This window comes from Pseudomonas sp. EggHat1 (genome assembly GCF_014892995.1).
Taxonomy (GTDB): domain Bacteria; phylum Pseudomonadota; class Gammaproteobacteria; order Pseudomonadales; family Pseudomonadaceae; genus Aquipseudomonas; species Aquipseudomonas chaetocerotis.
The window spans coordinates 1-19121 of the sequence record NZ_JACKQK010000025.1 but is presented as its reverse complement, the minus strand read 5'-3'; the positions used below and the strand labels follow the sequence as shown (position 1 = coordinate 19121).

Sequence of the window (19121 nt, the reverse complement as noted above, 5' to 3'; positions counted from 1 at the left end):
AGAGCTGACAGTGTCAGAGTCGCGCCAATACCGCCTGCAACGCCTGCTCCGGTGCCTCACGCCATAGACCGTAGCTCAGCGGCAAAGTCTCCAGGCCGGCGCGCGCCAGCACCAGGTAGCGCTCCAGCTCGAGAAAGCCTTCGCCCTCCCCCGGAAAACCGATCAGGTCGATGGCCAGGCACCTGTCGCCCCGGCGGCAGAACAGGTCCAGCACCTGTCCGGCCAGCGGATAGTGACTCCACACGCTGACGCCCTGACTTTCGAGCGCCTGACACAGGTTCTGCCGGGCGACTTCCACAGCCCCCGCCTGCCAACTGACACCAGGCTTGTGCAGGAATTCCAGATAGCGGCGCAACAGATGCATGGCCGGCAACTGGCGTTCGTCACCGCTGAACAGCAGCACCTGGCGCTCGCGGGCACGCGTGATGGCGACGTTGAACAGATCGGCGCGGTTCAGGTAGCTGGCCGCCTGACTCGATTCACGGTCGATGGCGAAACTGAGGATCATCAGATCGCGCTCCTCGCCCTGAAAGCCGTATGGCGTATCCACCAACAGACGAAACTCGCGCAGTTGCTCCAACGGCAGCGTTTCGCCGATGCGTGTGCGGATGCGCTCGACCTGATCGCGAAACGGTGACAGTACGCCGATGCTGGGCTTGAGCGGGCTGCCTTGGTACTCAGTCAGATGCGCCGTGATCAGCGTCAGCACCCGATCGACCTCCGCCTCGTTGGCACCGTTGCGCCCGCGCTGGCCCTCGATACGCAGCAGTTGCAGGCTGTCGCAGGCATCAACGCCGGGGCGCTCCTTCATCACCCGCAGGCGCTGGTCGTAGAACAGCTCGTTGCTGAAGCGGATCAGCGCCGGGCGGCTGCGGAAATGCTCATCGAGAAATACCACCGCTTCCTGGCTGGCCAACTGCAGGCCGACCAGATCCAGCACGCTGTTGTCGCGGTAGCTCCAGGCCTCGCGCTCCTCGGCCTGCAGGCCGGCGCGCTGCAGCAACTGCGTTTCGCGCACGCGGGAGAGAAAGGAGATGTGCCGCAACTGACGCGCATCGCCGGTGACCACGGCACGCTTGCAGCGCTGGAAGGCCGGCAGCGCCGAGGCGATGTCGCACTGCGTCGCCTCGTCCATCACCATCACATCGAACAATTCCGGACGCAGTGGCAGCAGGCGGTGCAATTCGTCCAGGGTCACCACCCAGATCGGAAAGGCAGCCAGCAGGCGCGCCGGGTCGATATCCTCGAACAAGGCCAGTTGACGCTGTGAGCTGCGCGCGCGAATGGCCTGGTTGTAACGCACGAACAGCGCGCGGTCGCTGACCAGCAGGCGCTTGAGGTTCAGGGCGCGATGACTATTGAGGTGCTCACGACTGAGAAGCTGGCGGCGCTGCTGGCAATCACGCAACTCATCCAGCAATGCCCAGGGGCGCACACTGCTACCGATACGCCTGCGCACCCAGGGCACCTGCAACCAGCGCTGCCAGAAGGCCAGGCTGCCACGTTCGGCGCGCAGCAACAGGCGGCTCCAGCGCACAGCCTGCTCGCAGCGCTTACGAAAATCTGCCGACAGGCGCAGCTCGGCCTCGGTCAGCACTTCCAGCTCGCTGCGTTGACGCGCTTCGACCTGTTCCGACACCCATTCGAATTCGCCTTGCAGCAACCGCTCCAGTCGCTCGCGCAAGGCCTGGCGCAGGCTCTGGCCGTCGCCTTCGAGCACGCCGTCACGCAGGCCGAAATCCTCGCGCAACTTGTGCGCGATCACGCGCACCGCCTGGGCACTGCGGCTGACCAGCAGCACGCTCTCACCCTGCAGATAGCGATCCAGCGCCAGCGCGGCCAGGCTGTAGCTCTTGCCGGTACCGGGCGGGCCGGAAATCTGGCTCAGCGGGTGGCGCGCGGCATTGGCCAGTGCCTGGCACTGGGCAGTGCTGAGCTGCGCCGGCAGACGCTGCGGCCTGCTGGTCGAGCCCACCGCCTGCACAGGGGGTGTTTCGCCCAACAGCTGCAACAAGGCAGGTGACAGTCGCTCGGCGTCCTGCAGCAGTTGCAACTCATGGGCGATGCCACGGCTACCGCTACCGCGCGGCACCAGCGCGACGAAGGCCCCCGCCTGCAGCGACAAACTGCGACGCCGCTGAGCCTTGGCCAACACCTCGCCGCTCACCAACTGCGGGAAACCAGCGGCCTCGCTGACCTCGCGCACCTGCGTATTGCGCGCCACCCAGGCGAGCAACTGACCCAGCGCGGCAGCATCCAGCGTTCCTGTCGGCAGTGGCAGACCATCGAGGCTGGCGTTGCCGCTTTCATCGAACAGACGGCGCAGCAGACGCCAGTTGCCATGCACCTGCTGCGGGTCGATGGCGAGCAAGTGGCTCTGCCCGTCCGCCGTCGGTTGCAGGCTCGCCTCGTAATAGAACAGCGGGCCGCAGATCGTCTGCGAACCACCGCCCTCCAATTGCAGGCGGCCACAGATCGGCAGCACGCCATAGACCAGTTGCAGCTCACGCTGATAAAGCGCCTGCGCCTCGGCCAAAGCACGCCCCAGCTCGGCCGACAGCGGTAACAGCGGTATGCCGCCGCTGGCCAGCTCCTCAAGCCCATCGAGCCAGGCCCAGCGGTTGGCAGGCAGCTTGCCGACGTTGTCCAGGTCCAAGTCGCGGCTGTCGGCCAGGTAGCAACTGCGATAGAAGCCGAGAAGCTGGCGAGCGTGAGGATGATTCATCAGTTGCCCGCGTAACGTGCCCAGAGCGCTTCGAACTCACGACTGTAGGCTGCCAGCAGCTGCGGGTGGTCGATCACCAGCAGGTTTTCCTCGTTGCTGGTGGTGGCGCTGCGCGTCCAGTTGAAGCTGCCGTTGAGCAGCAAGCGGCCGTCGAACAGGGCGAACTTGTGGTGCATGTGATATGGCCCGGCGTCGATGCGCAGCGGCACACCCTTGTCACGCAGCCACTGGATATCGCTGCCGACATCGAACTGTTTTTCGTTGTCGGTGATCACCCGCACGGCGATGCCGCGCTCATGACAAGCGAGCACCTCTTCGCTGAGCTGATCGTCGGAGATGGTGTAGACGCAGATATCCACGCTCTTGCGCGCCTGGCGGCACAGCTCACGAATCTTGCGCCGGCAGCTCTCGCCCGGACTGAAGTGAGCGCTGGCATGCTCAACGCGCGGCGCGCTGCCGGCGCTGTCGAGGGTCTTGATCACTTGCTCGAGCCATTTCAGCGCCGGCTCGACGTTCTCCGGCTCACGCATCAATTCTCGGGCCAGAGCGAAGGCGCGGTTACGCATGAAACGCACCTGGTCGCTGCTCAGTTCGCTGCCCAGCTGGCGCAGCTCGTCACGCTCCTCATTGCTCAGGCGCAGGTCGGCCAGGCTGTCACGCAGTTGCTGATCGAGTCGATTGAAATCCATTTAAAGTCCCTTTTAACGATATTTACGACGGCTCAGCGCGGCATAGAGAACACCGCAGAAAGCCCCCGCCAGGTGGTATTCGAAGGAAACGCCAGCACGCGGCAGCAGGCCGAAGAACCAGCCGCCGTAAAGGAAGAACACCAGCACCGCCAACAGCAGATCGAGCAGGCTGCGCTCGAACCAGGCGCGCGCCAGGAGCAGCCCCCAGAAGCCGAACAGCCAGCCGCTGGCACCGACGTGCAGGCCGGTACGACCGAACAGCCAGACCAGCGCCCCACTGCCGAGGATGATGAAGGCGCTGGAAAAATAGAAATCGCGACGCGAGCGCAGCAGCACCAGGCTGCCTAGCACCAGCAAACCACTGAGGTTGCTGAGCAGATGCGCCCAACTGCCATGCAGCCAGGGCGCGAAGAGAATACCGGGCAGCGCCTCGACATGCCGGGGCACCAGCCCCCAGACGTTCAAGGCACCCGCGAAGGCGCCATTGACCAGTTGCACCAGCAGCATCACGCCGCTGATCACCAGCAGCGGGCGCAGCTCGGTCAGCCAGCCTCGTCTCACGGCGCCTCGTCATCCGAGGCGTCGTTGCGCTGCTCGTGCCCGAGCAGCGTGCCGAGGTCACGCAGTTGGGTGGAGATTTCCAGCATGCGGTTGTGGGTACGCAAATCGATGTCGATTTTCTTGTCCATCGCCTTGACCAGCGGCAGGAAGCTGTTTTCCAGGCTATCAGCCAGGCTTTCCAGCAATTTTTGCGTGCCCTGCTGCGGCGGCGCAACCACCTCAACCTGCGGACGCAGCTTGCCGAGGTTGTCCAGGCCGGCGAGCAGCTGCTCCCAGGGAATGCTCGGCGCCTCGCCGGACGACTTGCCCGAGCCCAGCCCCCGCACGCTCTCGACCAGATCATTGAGCTGCGCCACCACGCGGCCACCGACATCGCTGTCGCTGCCGCCCATGGCCTTGTTGCGCATGAAGTCGCGCTTGATCTGCGCCCAGCGTTCGACCTGCTCGGGCGTCTGGTTACCGCGCAGCTCGGCGAGCTTGAGCAGGTTCTCCTCGGCACCGGTGGTGAGCAGCTGCGACTCGCCCTGATAGTGGTCGGCGATCAGTTGCAGCAGTTCGGCGTCGTTCATCACCGCACTGATCTTCTCGGCCATCTTGTTCATGTTGCGGTAGCTGCCCTGCAGCTTGAACGGCGGCTCGGTGCGGTAGCTGTCGGCCTGCGCGGCGCTGACGATGTACTGCTGGTTGACCCGGCCGACCACATCGCGAATCTGCATCAGGCGCTGCAGGGTCGAGGTGATCTCGTTGATCTCGGCGGCGCTGTAGGTGTGCGACAGCTCGTTGGCAGAGAACGGCTTGCCCTCGGCCTTGGCGACGAAGCGGTAGACGTCGGCCATGTCGCGGGTGGCCAGCGGCGCCAGCACCGGGTTGGACGTCAGGCTGTTCTCGATGTAGGACAGCGCGAAGGCTTCCTGCATGCCACCCAGGGTGTCACCCAGGTTGTAGATGTCAGCCCGGTTGGCGAGCATGTCGGGGATCTTGAACACATCGCCGGACTCGGTGTACGGGTTGCCGCTCATCACCACGCAGAACTTCTTGCCGCGCATGTCGTAGGTCTTGGTCTTGCCCTTCCATACGCCTTCGATGCGCCGCGTGCCGTCACAGAGCGAGATGAACTTCTGCAAGAACTCCGGGTGAGTGTGCTGGATGTCGTCGACGTACAGCATCACGTTGTTGCCCATCTCCAGCGCCAGGTTGAGCTTTTCCAGCTCCTGGCGCGAAGTGGCGTCCGGCGCCTGCGCCGGGTCGATGGAACGCACTTCGTGGCCCAGGGCCGGGCCGTTGATCTTCATGAAGATCAGACCCAGGCGGTGCGCCACGTACTCCATCAGCGTGGTCTTGCCGTAGCCGGGCGGCGAGATGAGCATCAGCAGCCCCATCAGGTCGGTGCGCTTGTTCTCGCCAGCGGTGCCCATCTGCTTGGCCAGGTTGTCGCCGATGAAACCCAGGTACACATCGTTGATCAACTTGTTACGCACGAAGGACGACAGCGGCCGTGGCTTGAACTCGGACAGGCGCAGGGCCTGGCGCTCGCGGTTGATGACCTCCTGGCGCAGCGCCTGGTAGCGCTGCAACTGCGGTACGAAGTCGCCGCGGTGCTGCTGCAGGCGGGCGAAGTAATCGTCGATGGCCAATACCAGGGCACCACCCTGCACACGCGGGTGATCGCCGAGCAGGCCGCTGACGGTGAAACGCAGGTCGACTTCGGTGAAGCGACGCGGGAACTCGTCGTCCAGCAGGCTGATGGCCACGGCTTCGGGAATGTAGTCGACCAGCTCGGCCAGTGCTTCGTCCTGCGCGCAGAGGCCATCGAGCCAGGTCCGCGCCAGCGACCAGCGCTGCACCGGCCGGCCGCGCAGGTTGTCCAGCGCGGCGCGGTAGTCGTCCCAGACATGGCTGGCCTGCATGCGCTGCTGCAGGGTGTCGAGCAGTTGCCGGGCGTACTTGCTGAAGGTGAACTCGATGGGCTTGGCCGCCAGCTCCTCGACCAGATAGGCCGCGGCCGCCTGGCGCTGCGCTGCCGTCACCGTCAGCGGGTGCTGGGCGAGGAAGCGCTGCATGGCTGCAGCGATCTCTTCCTGCAGGCGCAGCACGCCGTCTTCACTGCCGAACATCTGCCGCAGGTGCAGGCTGCTGCGCGCGCGCTCGGGCCACAGCTCGGCCTCGATATCCTGCCCCCAGCGGTTCCAGAACAGCGCGGCAAAGCCTCGCGCAGCCGGCGCATAGCGCAGCAGCCCGGCGCTTTCGCGCAGCGGCAGCAGCTGGATGAGGATCAGCGCGGCATCGTGGTCGTGAATACCTTTCTCGTAGGCATCCTTGTAGCGCGGCGCGGCGAAGTCGCGGATCAACCGGGTCAGGTCATCCGGCTGCGCCAGATGGGTCTTGAGCAGATCCAGGGTCAGCCCTTCACGCCCGCCCAGGGCGGCGTCCAGCACCAGCCCGGCCAGGTATTCGGCGCGGTACAGCGAGGGTGATTCGGACTCCAGCGACACCTGCCAGTAGTCGCGCAGGCCCTCCAGGGCTTCATCGCGCAGCGGCTCGAGAAAATCGGTACCGGTCAGGTGCAGATACAGCGCATCGCCGCGCGGCATCAGGGTCAGATCCAGTTCCTGGGTGTTGACGCTGAAGCGGTGGCGCGGGCCGAGCTTGATGACGTTGCCGCCTTCTTCGAACAGCTCGCTCTTGTCGCGCAGTGCCCGCACCGCCTGGTCGCGGGCGGCCTTCAGGCGCGCCTCGACGTCGTCGGCCTTGACGCTGTCCTTGAGCTCGCGCAGGCGCTCGGCCATTTCGCGCAGCTTGAGAATCAGCGGATCGGCGGCGAAGAAGGCGTTGAGTTCCTCCATCTGGGTCAGGCGCGCGGTGCGCCGGACGAGACTGTCGAGGATGCGCTGGGCGGCATCGAGCACGCCCTGGGCGCGGCGCTGACGCTCGTCGAGCAGGCTCTGCTTGTGCGACTCGAAGGTTTCCAGCAGCTCTTCGCGCTTGCCGAGGATATCGCTGAGGAACTGCTCCTGATCACCGAACTGGCTTTCCAGCTCTTCCAGTTGCACCAGCAGGCGCGACAGCTGTTCGTCGCATTTCTCCGGGTCCTGGGCCAGTGCCAGGGCGTTGGTGATGCCCTGGCTGAACAGTTTGAACTGGGCGCCGAACTGCGCCACGGTCTCGGCCGAGCCCAGCCCCTTGCGCCGTTGCTCGGCGCGTGCCTTGGCCTGGTTGAGGCGGGCGTAGACTTCGGAAATCGACTCGACGATGCGCGTGCGCTGGGTGGCGTCATCGATCTTCAGCGAGGCCATCAGGCTCGACAGCATGTCGAGGTTGCCGGCCATCTCCTGCATCTCGACCAGCGGCTCATTGAGCTGGGTGACGGTCTCGGCCTTCTGCGCCAGACCGTCCAGCTCGCCCAGACGCTGCACATAGGGTTGCAGCGCCGCATCACTGGCGAGGAAGGCCGAGGTGGCGCCGGCCACGCGCTCCTGCGCTTCGAGCAGCTCGGTCTCCATGGCGTCGATACGCGCCACGTCGATGTAGCGGTAGTCGCGGATGGTCAGCAGTTGGCCGCGTTGTGCGGTGATGGCGTTGAGCGCCTCGACGAAGTGCTGCACCTCATCCCAGCTGTCCACCAGCAGGCCCGAGAGCAGGCTCTTGTGTCGCGACTCGGCCTCGGCCATGGCCCGGCTGGACTGCTGGCGAATGCTCTCGACCTTCTCGAACTCGTCGAGGACCAGCTCGGAAGTGGCGGCCACTTCGCGCAGCAGCGGTGCCAGCTCGGCGCACTGGGCGTCGCCCAGCCAGTGGTAGACGTCGAACAGACGACGGGTGTTCTGGCACAGCTGGGTGTAGCGCGCCACCGACACTTCGCGGCTGTCGATCTCGCGGCTCAGATTCAGCAGGTCGGATACGCCACGCACCAGCTCGGCATTGCCGATGCGCCCGAAGAAACCACTGCGTGCTGGCTGGCGCGCTGCATGGTCCTCGCTCTCGAACGGCGTCTGCCAGATCTGCATCGGGTGAATGCGGGTCGGTTCGCTGCCCTCGGCGGCGAAGATCACCATGCGCCCATCTTCCAGGCGCGCGTAACCGTGGCCGAAGATCGGGTTTTGCAGCTGGCGATTGATCATGTTGTAGGTGAACAGCGCGGAGCGGCCTTCTTCCGGGTGGTAGAAGATGTACTGCACGTCCTCGCCGTTGGGCGAACGCACCGAGCGCTTGAAGCGCATGCCGCCCATGGGCTGCTCGAAGGTCTTGTACTCGCCGTTCTGCAGGTAGTAGCCGCCAGGGAAAATGATGCCGTGGTCTTCCGGCAGCTGCACGCAGGCCAGGCCGATGGCATCGATACGCTCGACCTGGCGGGTCAGGCTGTTGAATACCAGGTAGCGCCACTGCTCTTCGCGGTACGGCAGCACCTTGAGCAGGATCAGGCTGCCCAGGCGCGCATATTCGATCTGCGCGTCGTCCAGCGACTGAGTCTTGTCGACCACCGCCTCGCGGTAGATACCCTGACCGTCCTGGGTGTTGTTCTCGACCTTGATGGTGAGGTCGCCACCGACGGTCTCGACGAACAGGGTGTCGAGGATGTTCACATGCGGATGGCGGCCCATGACCACCATCTCGCGGTTGGTCTTCTGCCATTCGAAATCGAACGGCGCCGGCAGCGCGATATCGCGCTCGCCGCGGTTATCGATGTAGCGGACATCCTTGCCGTCGGTAGAGATGGACCAGCGGAACACACGGATGTCGGTGATTCGCTCACCGATCTGGAAACTCGCCAGCAGCTTGCCGTCACGAATGGCCAACTGCAGCAGGCGGGTGTTCTTGTAGTAGGTGTACAGCTCGTTGAAATCGGCGACGAAGCTGGCCTGGGCCAGGAAGCTGCCGTCCAGCGGCACCGATTCGGCATCGAAGCCGTCAGGGGTTTCCACCAGGCGGTAGAGGGAGAACACATCGGCGACGCCGGTTTCCTTCTTCAGCCCCAGGAACACGTTGTAGCCGAACAGCAGGCACTCGCCGACCTGGACGATATCGCGGGCAATGCAGTTATTCTCGGTGCGAATACGCACCCGACCGATGGCCTCCATCGCACTGCTGCCGAACTCGGCCAGACGCTGGCCGTTGAGCGCTTCGGTCAAGCCACGCAGGCGCTGGCCCTGCTCCTGCAGGCGCCTGTGCAGCACCTCGTAGGCGCCGCCTTCGGCGACGGCCTTGTCCAATACGTCCTGTGTTTGTGCATCCGACATCGTAGTCATCCTGAATCTGCTGCGTCTGAAAAGCCCCTCTGGAGAAGGGCTGGCAGGTTAGGCCGGGCGGCATCCGCGCAGGGTGGCCCGGGCGCCCGCTTCAACCCACTATCTATGGCCGACGTGGTGGGCTGAAGCCCACCCTACAAACTGGGAGTGTTGGTAGGGTGAGCAGGCCTTGCTATACGCCGATCTTCTGCTCGACGATGGCGATCTTGTCGCGCAGCGCCGCATCGATCTCTTCTGGGCGCACCTGGGCGATGATCTTGCGCAGCACCCGCACCTCGTTGTCGTCGATTACGTCATCTCGCTCGGCAATTTCCAGCAGCGCCTTGAGTTCCTGCGCATCCAGGCGACCGTCATTGCTGAAGCACTGGATCGAGCGGAAGGTCATCTCCAGGTAGTCTCTTGATTCTGACATCGCATATTCCCTGTTCGATCAAAGGGTAGGCACTGTGGGAGGGGCTTCAGCCGCGACTGTCGCCGCTAAAGCGCCTCCCAGGATGAAGGTCTCAGACCGGCTCAGGCCCTGAGCTTGGCGCCGCCGCTGGCGCTGCGGGCGCCGCCTTGCCGGCCAGCAAGCGCGACAGCACGTCCTGCACCACCGGGCTCTTGCCCACCACACCTTCGATGGCCTTGCCCACCGACAGCGACTTGGCAAAGGAGTTGAAGAAGTCGCCTTCGCCGCCGACGATCTCGATCTTCGCCTTGGCCAGCGCGGTGGCCAGTACCTCGGCCTGATCCTTGGCGATGTCCTTGTTGGCGGCAATAGCGGCCATGGCTTCCTCGAAGCTCTTCTCCAGCTGCATGCGGAACTCTTCGTGAGCACGGGCGTTGTCGCTGAGCGAATCCAGAGCACCGAACTTCTTGCCCAGGCCTTCGGCTTCGGCGTTCAGGCGCTCCAGCAGCACCTGCGCCTCGGCCATGCCCAGATCCTGGGTGGCCTTGGCCTTGGCGGAGCCCAGTTGCTCTTCGCCGCGCGCCTGGGCGCCGAGTTTCTCTTCCAGCACCTTGGCGTCGGCCAGGCCGTCTTTTTCCTTGGCAGCAGCCTGCGCCTCGATGACGCGCGCCTGCGCCAGACCTTTCTCCTGCTCGCCCTTGGCTTCGGCGATCAGACGCTCGGCCTGCACGCGAGCCTCGGCCAGGCCTTCCTTCTCCTTGGCGGCGGCGGTGACTTCACGTACGCGCGCATCGGCCAGGCCAGGTGCGGCGCGCTCGGCCTCGATACCTTCGGCCATTTTCTTCTTGGCTTCGGCGCTCTTGGCCGCCGCTTCCAGCTCGGCCTGGGCCAGGTTGTTGATTTCCACCGCCTTGTGCTTGGAACGGGTTTCGTCGGCTTCGGCCTGCTTGACCTGGCGCACCAGCTCCTGCTCGGCTTCAGCCTGGGCATTGAGCACGGTGACCTGCTTCATGCGCTCTGCTTCGGACACTTCACGCACTTCCTTGATGCGCTCTTCTTCCTGGGCCACGGTCTTCTCGACCGCGACGCGCTCGCGAATCACGCCCGCGATATTCTTGCGCTCTTCCTCAAGCGCCTTTTCTTTCTCGATGCGCTGCAGCTCGACTTCGCGCTCGCGAGATACCACTTCCAGGTCCTTGGCGCGGGTGACTTTTTCCACCTCGATGACCACGGCGCGCTGGCGGTTCTGCTGGGCCACTTCCACTTCGCGCTGGTGGTTCTCGGCGCGGATATCCAGTTCCTGCTGGGTCTGGATACGGGCCTGTTCGGCCTTGAGGCGCTCTTCTTCCTTGACCTTGAGCGTCTCGGCCTGCTCACGAGCCTGAATGGTTTCGATCTCGCGCTTCTGGCGCGCTTCGGCATCGGCCTGCTGGCGTTCCAGCGACAGGGTCGCCTCGCGGGTTTCGACGTTCTTCTTCTTGATCGCCAGCTCTTCGTTGCGCTCCAGCTCGTTGGTGATGACGTTCTGCGCAGCGGTCAGCTCGGTGATCTTGCGGATGCCTTCGGCATCGAGAATATTGCTCGGGTCCAGCGAATGCTTGGCTGTCTGCTCCAGGTAATCGATGGCCACGTCTTCGAGCACATAACCGTTGAGGTCATTGCCGATCACCTCGACGATACGATCACGAAAGTCCTGGCGATTCTCGAACAGCTGGACGAAATCGAACTGCTTGCCGACGGTCTTCAGGGCTTCGGAGAACTTGGCGTTGAACAGTTCGTTGACCGCCCCGCGGTCGGAAGCGCGTTCCACGCCGATGGCCTTGGCCACCTTGAGTACATCTTCCTGGGTCTCGTTGACGCGCAGGTAGAAGGCCACGGTGATGTCGGCGCGCATGTTGTCACGGCAGATCAAACCATCCTTCGCGCGACGGTCGACTTCCAGGGTGATCAGGGAGATCTTCATGAACTCCTTGAGGTGGATCACCGGATACACCAGGGAACCGGTGAAATGCACCTTGGGCGTCGAGCTCATGTCGTTGACGATCAGCGCGGTGCCTTGCGGAACCTTGATGTAGAAGGCCTTGAACAGGGCAATCAGGGCAATGATGAAGAGGACGACCAGCCCTGCCCCGACGATGAAGGGAATGACGTTTTCCATTACAGCTCTACTCCTTTGCTAGTTGTGCAGGCAGGTTCGGCATACCCTGCCTGCCCTGTGTTACGTACGGATTGTGGGCAGAGGCTAGACGCCTCGGAATTCTTCTTCGGTGATGATGCGATAGGCGTGTTCGGCCGCCAGGTATTCGAGCAGCACGACGCGGTCGCCGCGTTTGAAACCCAGCGCCTCATCGGCACGTACCCGCAGGATCAGACCAGCGCCGCCATCTTCGAGCACCGCCTCACCATGACTGGCGGTGACGCGACCACTGCGCACCACCGCCACCTGGCCCAGCACCGACTTGCTGCTGATCGCCTCGACCTTGTGAAACAGCGGCCGCAGCGGCCGGCAGATCGCCGCGCACAGCGGTGCCGCCAGCACGAAGGCGCCAGCGATGACCGCCAGCCCAAGCGGGTAACGCAGAATGCCCAACGGCAGGTGACGCAGCAGCCACAGTTCGATGAAGTAGCAGGCGAACCAGGCGAAGAAGAACAGCAGCGTCAGCACCAGCGTGACCGGCACGCCATCGAGCTTGAGTCTGTAGAGCAAGCCGGCGAGGCCTTCGGTCTGGCCGCTGCCCTCCATCATGGAGTCGGCCTCGACGTCGAGCAGGTCGACCTCGAGCAGGCCGGCGGCAACCACCAGCCAGTAGATGACCGCCACGCACAGCAGAAAGCTGTAGATGGCGGTGGGGAATGACAGAGCCGTCTGCAGGAAGAGTTCCATAGCTTTCCTTTTCCCGAATCCATACGACAGGCGCGATCATTCGCGCCTGCCGGTCAATGCGCCCTGATCAGGGCTTGGCCTTGTCCTTCAGACGTGCCAGCACGCTGTCGGCGCTGGCATTGTCGGCCTTGATACCGGCCGCGCGCAGCTTGGCTTCCAGCGAATCGTCCGGCGCGCTGGTGGCAGCCAGCTCGGCTGAAGCCTCCATCTTCGCTGCGCGCTCGGCCTGCTTCTGCTTGATCCGTTCGAGCGACTCGACTGCGGTCTGCAGCTTGGCTTGCGAGCCGCCGTAGCGCTGGGCCACGGCCATCTGGGCCTTCTGCACGCTTTCGGTGGCCTTGACCGTATCCACCTGCTGCTTGAGACGTTTGATGTTGCCCTCGGCCTGGGTCACGGCCTTGCGCAGCTGCGCCACGCTGGCGGCGAAGCCTTCGGCCTGCTCACGCTCGCTGGCCTGCTCGATTTCCAGATTGGCGATCTTCTCGGCGACTTCCTTGGCCAGGGTCTCGTTACCGGCGTCCAGCGCCTTCAGCGCGTACTGTTCGTACTCGGCAATGCTCGCCGCGCTCTTGGTCACCTTGTCGCTGGCCAGCTTGTGCCTGGCCATGATCTCGGCCAGCGCTTCCTTGGACTTGCGCAGTTCGACATCGGCGTCGCGGATTTCCTGATCGAGAATGCGCAGGGCCTGACCATCGACCACCGCCTCACCCACTTCATTGGCGCCGCCACGCAGCGCCGTCAGCATTTTGCTCCAGACATTCATCGTCTCATCTCCTCTCAGGCGCCGGTCTTGAGGAAGCCTTCATAGGCTTCGGTGGCCTTGATCACGTTGTCCGCCAGCAATTCGATCTCGAACACCACATCGGACAGGGTCGAGGACGAGCTCAGCGCGCCGAACATGGTGTAGCAATCACGCCCGTCGACCATTTTCTCCAGGCCGATGGACGACAGCGGAAACAGCTTGTGGGTACGCAGCACTTCTTCGTTGAAGCTCGCCGCGTCCTTGACGTCCGCTGCCGGCCAGAGCAGCGCCTCGACGATGATCTGCTCACCGAACACGGCGATGAACAGCGGCAGGTCGCCGTACTCACGCATGGTGATGTGCAGGCTGGCGTCAGCGCCCTGAATCAGCTCGATGCCGGCCTGACCGCTTTGGAACAGTTCCGTTGCCGCCAGCGCTTCATGCAGCGCCTGGGCAGTCCAAACTTGAGGCATGCTCATACCCTCCTCCTTCTCCATCGAAGCCAGCAGCGACTGTGGCTGGCGCAGTTTGCGCTCGAACGCGACCAACAAGGGCGCATGCTCGGGCAATATCCAGACTTCCTTCTTGACCAACCCCTGCTCACGCAGACGCTGACGATAAAGACGCTGGTAATGGGCTGATGATTTGTTGTCCATGAATCGCAGCCTAGACCCTTACATGTGAGTCGTAAAGTAATCACATGTGATAAATGTGATGCCGTTCGTCAGATAAGCACGCAGGGGCGATCCTCGGCGCAAAAAGCCGAAGAACAGACAAGAATGGGTAAAGAAGAGAGGCAGGCACTTGGGCTCATCCATGACTCGAGCAAAACGCTTCCATTCGCGAGGTGTCGAATTAAACCGCAGACGCCCGCGCTGCGCACGAAAAAAAGCGCCAACCGGGTCGCAGACCCGCCACCCCGAGAGACAGGCAGCGCCATGAACGAACTTCCACCCGCAGTCCGCCAGCTCGTGCATGCCAATCAGCGTCAGGCAGCCATCGACCTGCTGAGCGAATACCTGGCCAACGACCAGCAGGAGGCCGAACGCCGTATCGATCAGTACCTGGAGGACGATCCCCCGGTGCACCTGCGCGGCGCCGGCGTCGTTCGCGCCAGCCGCCTCAACGCCCTGATCTGGCTGATCCTGATCATCCTGATGGCGCTGCTGGCGGTGATCTTCGCCCTTTGAGCCGCGCACAAACGAAACCGGCGCCACTGGGGCGCCGGTTTCGTCGAAGCAGAGACCTCAGAGCGGCTTGCCGCGATTCCCCCGCGCGGCGACGAACTGCTGCACGGTCTTCAGGTCGTTGGCCAGCACCGTGCAGCGCTCTTCACGCTGGAACAGATCGCTCAGGTGCGCAGGCAACGCCGGCACGGCATCAATGCCGGCCTTCTCCACCGCCTCGGGGAACTTGACCGGGTGCGCAGTACCCAGCACCACCATTGGCGTGGCCAGGCTGCGGCGGCACTCACGCGCAGCACGCACACCGATGGCGGTATGCGGGTCGAGCAGTTCGCCGCACTCCCGATACACCTCGGTGATGGTTTCGCAGGTCTGCTCGTCGTTCACCGCCAGCGAATCGAACAGCTTGCGCGCTTCGGTCCAGCGATCTTCGTCGACACTGAAACCGCCGCCCTGCTTGAAGCTGTCCATCAGACTGGCAATGGCCGCACCGTTGCGACCGTGCAGGTCGAACAGTAGACGTTCGAAGTTGGACGAGACCATGATATCCATCGACGGCGACAGCGTCGCGTGCAGGGTTTCCTTGACGTACTGATTGCCGCTCATGAAGCGGTGCAGGATGTCGTTACGGTTGGTGGCGACGATCAGCTGGCTGACCGGCAGACCCATGTTGCGTGCCAGGTAGCCGGCGAAGATGTCGCCGAAGTTGCCGGTCGGCACCGAGAAAGCGATGGAACGCGCCGGCGCGCCGAGCTGCAGCGCAGCATGGAAGTAGTAGACGATCTGGGCCATGATCCGCGCCCAGTTGATCGAGTTGACCGCCACCAGGCGCGTGCCCTTGAGGAAGCCCTGATCGGCGAAGCTGGCCTTGACCATCTCCTGGCAGTCATCGAAGTTGCCCTCGATGGCGATGTTATGAATGTTGTCGCCGAGGATGGTGGTCATCTGCCGGCGCTGCACCTCGGACACGCGGTTGTGCGGGTGCATGATGAAGATGTCGACGTTGTCGCAGGCCTTGCAGCCTTCGATGGCAGCCGAACCGGTGTCGCCGGAGGTAGCCCCCATGATCACCACGCGCTCACCGCGCTTGGCCAGTACGTGATCGAGCAGACGGCCGAGCAGTTGCAGGGCGAAATCCTTGAACGCCAGGGTCGGGCCGTGGAACAGCTCCAGGACCCATTCGTTGCCGTTCAGTTGACGCAGCGGCGCGACAGCGTTGTGCTCGAACACCCCATAGGTTTCTTCGAGGATCTTCTTGAAGTCGGCATCGGCAATGGAGCCGGCGACGAACGGGCGCATCACCCGGAAAGCCAGCTCGTGATAGGGCAGGCCCGCCCAGGAAGCGATTTCCTCGACGGTGAAACGCGGCAGATTTTCCGGTACGTAGAGGCCACCATCGCTGGCCAGGCCAGCCAGCAGCACATCTTCGAAATTCAGGGCCGGCGCCTGACCGCGGGTACTGATATAGCGCATGGGATAAACCTTCGTTCTGCAGCACCCGCAGACCAGAGGCCTGCAGGTGGACACGGGATTAATTGAGCTGTTCGACGCGCAGGCGCATGACCGGTGAGGTCACGCCATCCAGCGCCTCCATGGCGGCAATGGCTTCGATGATACGCGCCTCGACCACACGGTGAGTCACAAGGATCATCGGCACCAGACCGTCCTGCTCCTCGACTTCCTTCTGCATGATCGACTCGATGTTGATACCACGCTCGGAGAGGATGCTCGCCACCTGAGCCAGCACACCCGGATGATCCTTGGCCTGGATGCGCAGGTAGTAGGCGCTTTCGCACTCTTCGATCGACAGGATCGGGTGGTCGGACAGCGAGTCCGGCTGGAAGGCCAGATGCGGCACGCGATTGGTCGGATCGGTGGTCAGCGCACGCACCACGTCCACCAGATCAGCCACCACCGCCGAAGCGGTTGGCTCCATGCCGGCGCCAGCGCCGTAATAAAGGGTGCTGCCAACCGCATCGCCGTTGACCATCACCGCATTCATCACGCCATTGACGTTGGCGATCAGGCGATCGGCCGGGATCAGCGTCGGGTGCACGCGCAGCTCGATGCCTGCCTCGGTGCGACGAGCGACGCCCAGGTGCTTGATGCGATAGCCCAGCGCCTCGGCATAATTCACGTCAGCCGTGGTCAGCTTGGTGATGCCTTCGGTGTAGGCCTTGTCGAACTGCAGCGGGATACCGAAGGCGATGGACGCCAGGATGGTCAGCTTGTGCGCGGCATCGATGCCCTCGACGTCGAAGGTCGGATCAGCCTCGGCGTAACCCAGCGCCTGCGCTTCTTTGAGCACGTCCTCGAAGGCACGGCCCTTCTCGCGCATTTCAGTCAGGATGAAGTTGCCAGTGCCATTGATGATGCCGGCCAGCCAGTTGATACGGTTGGCCGACAGGCCTTCGCGGATCGCCTTGATCACCGGGATACCGCCAGCCACGGCGGCTTCGAAGGCGACGATCACACCCTTCTCACGCGCCTTGGCGAAGATCTCGTTACCGTGCACGGCGATCAGCGCCTTGTTCGCGGTAACCACATGCTTGCCGTTTTCGATGGCCTTGAGCACCAGCTCCTTGGCCAGGGTGTAGCCGCCGATCAGCTCGATGACGATGTCGATCTCGGGATTGTTCACCAGCTCGAACACATCGCTGGTCATGGTAATGCCGGTGGTGTCGTACTGAGGCTTGGGCGAACGAATGGCGATCTGGGCAATCTCGATACCGCGACCGGCGCGCCGAGTAATCTCCTCGGCATTGCGCTTGAGTACATTCAACGTACCGCCACCAACGGTGCCCAACCCACAGATGCCCACTTTGACCGGCTTCACACTCAATTCCCCATCAGCACTGCACGAAACGGCCGGAGCATGCCCCGGCCGCAGATAAAGAGCCGCACCTTACGAAGCGGCTGTTTGTTAGTCAATCCACGGTGCACAGAACCTATTCACGACCTCGCGAGCTAGAGCTATGCAAGGCAAAAACAGGCGAGGAAGCGCAGTTTACGAATTGTAAATGAGCATTCCGAGCCTGTTTTTAACGCAGCAGAGCCGACGCGCAGCAGGTCGTGGATAGGTTCTTAGTTCGACTCCAGCGCAATCTTGGCTAGCTGCGGCGCCGGCTGGTAACCCGGAATCATCTTGCCGTTGGCCAGAACGATGGCCGGCGTGCCATTGACCCCGATCATCTGACCGAGCTGGTACTGCTTGGCCACCGGATTATCGCAGGACGCATCGGCTACGCTCTGGCGAGTCTTGGCGCGATTCATCGCGTCCTGCTGATCCTTGGCACACCAGACGCTGACTAGCTCCTTGGCCGCCGGGCTGTTCAGGCCCTGACGCGGGAAGGCGACATAACGCACTTCGACACCCAGACGATTGAGCTCCGGTACTTCGCTATGCAGTTTCTGGCAATAGCCACAGTCGGTATCGGTGAACACGGTGATGTGGGTCTTCGGATCCTTCGGCGCGAACACCACCATCTCCTTGGCCGGAATGGCGTTGATCTGCTTGGCCACGGCGCGGCTTTCTTCGATCTCGGTCAGGTTCACGGCCTTGCCGTCCTTGACCTGGAACAGATAGCCCTGAATCAGGAACTGACCATCAGCGCTGGTGTATAGCTGACGACCGCCTTGCAGTTGAACCTGATAGACACCGGGCATCGGGCTCTCGGCAATGGCCTCGATCGGCAAGCTGCCGTCGAGCGACTTCAGCGTCTGACGAATGACCTGATCGGGATCAGCCGCCAGGGTGGCACTACTGCCCAGTGCAAGCGCCAGAGCAATGGAAATACGGGTCAGGGACATGGACACTCCTGTCGAACGACGGACCGATGAAAATCGCTACAGCCTACCACAGATGGCTCCCCAGACAGCCGACCAGCTAGCAGACAGCGCATCAGCAGGACGACATACCTCTCAATCCCCGCTCGAGCGGACCCACCTTATGCACACCCTCACTCCACACTTATTCCAATAAACGGAAAAGCATATAACCAAATCTTCCATTTATTTATCTTGCGCGCTAATGTTTTGCGCAATATAGTTCGCCCCATGGAAACGGTTAGCGCACAAAAGATTAGCAAGCCAATCCATCACCACCCCACCGACAAGGATCAATGCCATGACTATCGAAAACGTTCTGTACCGYGCAACCGCTGAAGCCTTTGGTGGCCGTGAAGGCCGCGCTGTCTCCTCCGACGGCATCCTCGACATCGCCCTGACCACCCCGAAAGAACTCGGCGGCGCCGGCGGCAATGGCACCAACCCGGAGCAACTGTTCGCTGCCGGTTATTCCGCCTGCTTCCTCGGCGCCCTGAAATTCGTCGCYGCCCGCGACAAGCTGAGCATCCCGGCTGACACCTTCATCGAAGGCACCGTCGGCATCGGCGCCATCCCCACCGGCTTCGGCATCGAAGTGGAACTGCGCATCAGCYTGCCCGGCCTGACCCAAGAAGCCGCACAAACCCTGGTGGATCGCGCACACATCGTCTGCCCGTACTCCAACGCCACCCGCGGCAACATCGACGTMACCCTGACCATCGTCTGACAGCTGGCAGCCAGCGCTCGCGGCCAACGCCCGAGCGCGGCACCCAAGAGGAGAACCACCATGAAAGCCCGCACCCTGTTCGCCACCGCCCTGACCGCCATCGCACTCAGCGCGTCGCTCACCAGCCTCGCCCACAGTGCCGAGGCCACG

The 19121-nt window shown here is 63.1% G+C and carries 14 protein-coding genes; 2 read left to right on the top strand and 12 right to left on the bottom strand.

Going from position 1 to position 19121, the window contains the following annotated elements; all coding sequences use genetic code 11:
• Positions 1-13: 13 nt before the first annotated feature.
• The 9 genes from INS93_RS24115 to INS93_RS24075 all read right to left on the bottom strand — a co-directional run bounded on the left by INS93_RS24115 (position 14) and on the right by INS93_RS24075 (position 13891).
• Positions 14-2725: a DEAD/DEAH box helicase gene (locus INS93_RS24115; RefSeq protein WP_226945720.1), complete on the bottom strand. Its 2712-nt coding sequence runs from the start codon at positions 2723-2725 to the stop codon at positions 14-16.
• Complete coding sequence (locus tag INS93_RS24110; protein WP_160017333.1) at positions 2725-3414, bottom strand: phospholipase D-like domain-containing protein; 690 nt, start codon at positions 3412-3414, stop codon at positions 2725-2727. The genes INS93_RS24115 and INS93_RS24110 overlap by 1 nt, the downstream gene beginning before the upstream one ends.
• 12 nt (positions 3415-3426) lie before the next feature.
• Positions 3427-3975, bottom strand: a complete 549-nt coding sequence (locus tag INS93_RS24105) for a rhomboid family intramembrane serine protease (RefSeq protein WP_192985798.1) — start codon at positions 3973-3975, stop codon at positions 3427-3429.
• A complete protein-coding gene (locus INS93_RS24100) occupies positions 3972-9209 on the bottom strand; it encodes a DNA repair ATPase (RefSeq protein WP_192985797.1) in 5238 nt (1745 codons plus the stop codon). The genes INS93_RS24105 and INS93_RS24100 overlap by 4 nt, the downstream gene beginning before the upstream one ends.
• 181 nt (positions 9210-9390) lie before the next feature.
• Positions 9391-9630, bottom strand: a complete 240-nt coding sequence (locus INS93_RS24095; RefSeq protein ID WP_192985796.1) for a hypothetical protein — start codon at positions 9628-9630, stop codon at positions 9391-9393.
• Between the two features lie 91 nt (positions 9631-9721).
• Complete coding sequence (locus INS93_RS24090) at positions 9722-11767, bottom strand: flotillin family protein (RefSeq protein WP_192985795.1); 2046 nt, start codon at positions 11765-11767, stop codon at positions 9722-9724.
• An 84-nt stretch (positions 11768-11851) separates the two neighbouring features.
• The gene (locus INS93_RS24085) at positions 11852-12493 is read right to left on the bottom strand and encodes an OB-fold-containig protein (protein ID WP_192985794.1); all 642 of its coding nucleotides are present in this window, start codon (positions 12491-12493) and stop codon (positions 11852-11854) included.
• Positions 12494-12560: 67 nt separating this feature from the next.
• Positions 12561-13256, bottom strand: a complete 696-nt coding sequence (locus INS93_RS24080; protein WP_192985793.1) for a PspA/IM30 family protein — start codon at positions 13254-13256, stop codon at positions 12561-12563.
• 14 nt (positions 13257-13270) lie between these two features.
• The gene (locus INS93_RS24075; protein WP_192985792.1) at positions 13271-13891 is read right to left on the bottom strand and encodes a YjfI family protein; all 621 of its coding nucleotides are present in this window, start codon (positions 13889-13891) and stop codon (positions 13271-13273) included.
• Between the two features lie 282 nt (positions 13892-14173).
• Between INS93_RS24075 and INS93_RS24070 the strand changes: the two genes are divergently transcribed.
• Complete coding sequence (locus INS93_RS24070) at positions 14174-14425, top strand: hypothetical protein (protein WP_192985791.1); 252 nt, start codon at positions 14174-14176, stop codon at positions 14423-14425.
• Positions 14426-14482: 57 nt separating this feature from the next.
• Here INS93_RS24070 and thrC read toward each other — a convergent pair whose 3' ends face one another.
• The 3 genes from thrC to INS93_RS24055 form a co-directional block, all read right to left on the bottom strand.
• Entirely contained in the window at positions 14483-15892 is a 1410-nt protein-coding gene (gene thrC / locus INS93_RS24065; RefSeq protein WP_192985790.1) for a threonine synthase, read from the bottom strand.
• Between the two features lie 58 nt (positions 15893-15950).
• Positions 15951-17255 carry a homoserine dehydrogenase gene (locus INS93_RS24060; protein ID WP_046492776.1) on the bottom strand — a complete coding sequence of 435 codons (1305 nt, stop codon included), beginning with the start codon at positions 17253-17255 and terminating at the stop codon, positions 15951-15953.
• Between the two features lie 248 nt (positions 17256-17503).
• Positions 17504-18229 carry a thioredoxin fold domain-containing protein gene (locus INS93_RS24055; protein WP_160017324.1) on the bottom strand — a complete coding sequence of 242 codons (726 nt, stop codon included), beginning with the start codon at positions 18227-18229 and terminating at the stop codon, positions 17504-17506.
• A gap of 316 nt (positions 18230-18545) precedes the next feature.
• Here INS93_RS24055 and INS93_RS24050 point away from each other — a divergent pair, with 316 nt between their 5' ends.
• Entirely contained in the window at positions 18546-18971 is a 426-nt protein-coding gene (locus tag INS93_RS24050) for an organic hydroperoxide resistance protein (RefSeq protein WP_046492773.1), read from the top strand.
• Positions 18972-19121: the final 150 nt, after the last annotated feature.

Excerpts from the sequence above, each read along its gene's own strand:
- INS93_RS24095 (WP_192985796.1), bottom strand. The coding sequence starts at position 9,630 with ATGTCAGAATCAAGAGACTACCTGGAGATGACCTTCCGCTCGATCCAG.
- thrC (WP_192985790.1), bottom strand. The coding sequence starts at position 15,892 with ATGCGCTATATCAGTACCCGCGGTCAGGCGCCGGCCCTGAATTTCGAA.
- INS93_RS24080 (WP_192985793.1), bottom strand. The coding sequence starts at position 13,256 with ATGAATGTCTGGAGCAAAATGCTGACGGCGCTGCGTGGCGGCGCCAAT.
- INS93_RS24100 (WP_192985797.1), bottom strand. The coding sequence starts at position 9,209 with ATGTCGGATGCACAAACACAGGACGTATTGGACAAGGCCGTCGCCGAA.
- INS93_RS24090 (WP_192985795.1), bottom strand. The coding sequence starts at position 11,767 with ATGGAAAACGTCATTCCCTTCATCGTCGGGGCAGGGCTGGTCGTCCTC.
- INS93_RS24110 (WP_160017333.1), bottom strand. The coding sequence starts at position 3,414 with ATGGATTTCAATCGACTCGATCAGCAACTGCGTGACAGCCTGGCCGAC.
- INS93_RS24075 (WP_192985792.1), bottom strand. The coding sequence starts at position 13,891 with ATGGACAACAAATCATCAGCCCATTACCAGCGTCTTTATCGTCAGCGT.
- INS93_RS24085 (WP_192985794.1), bottom strand. The coding sequence starts at position 12,493 with ATGGAACTCTTCCTGCAGACGGCTCTGTCATTCCCCACCGCCATCTAC.
- INS93_RS24070 (WP_192985791.1), top strand. The coding sequence starts at position 14,174 with ATGAACGAACTTCCACCCGCAGTCCGCCAGCTCGTGCATGCCAATCAG.
- INS93_RS24115 (WP_226945720.1), bottom strand. The coding sequence starts at position 2,725 with ATGAATCATCCTCACGCTCGCCAGCTTCTCGGCTTCTATCGCAGTTGC.
- INS93_RS24055 (WP_160017324.1), bottom strand. The coding sequence starts at position 18,229 with ATGTCCCTGACCCGTATTTCCATTGCTCTGGCGCTTGCACTGGGCAGT.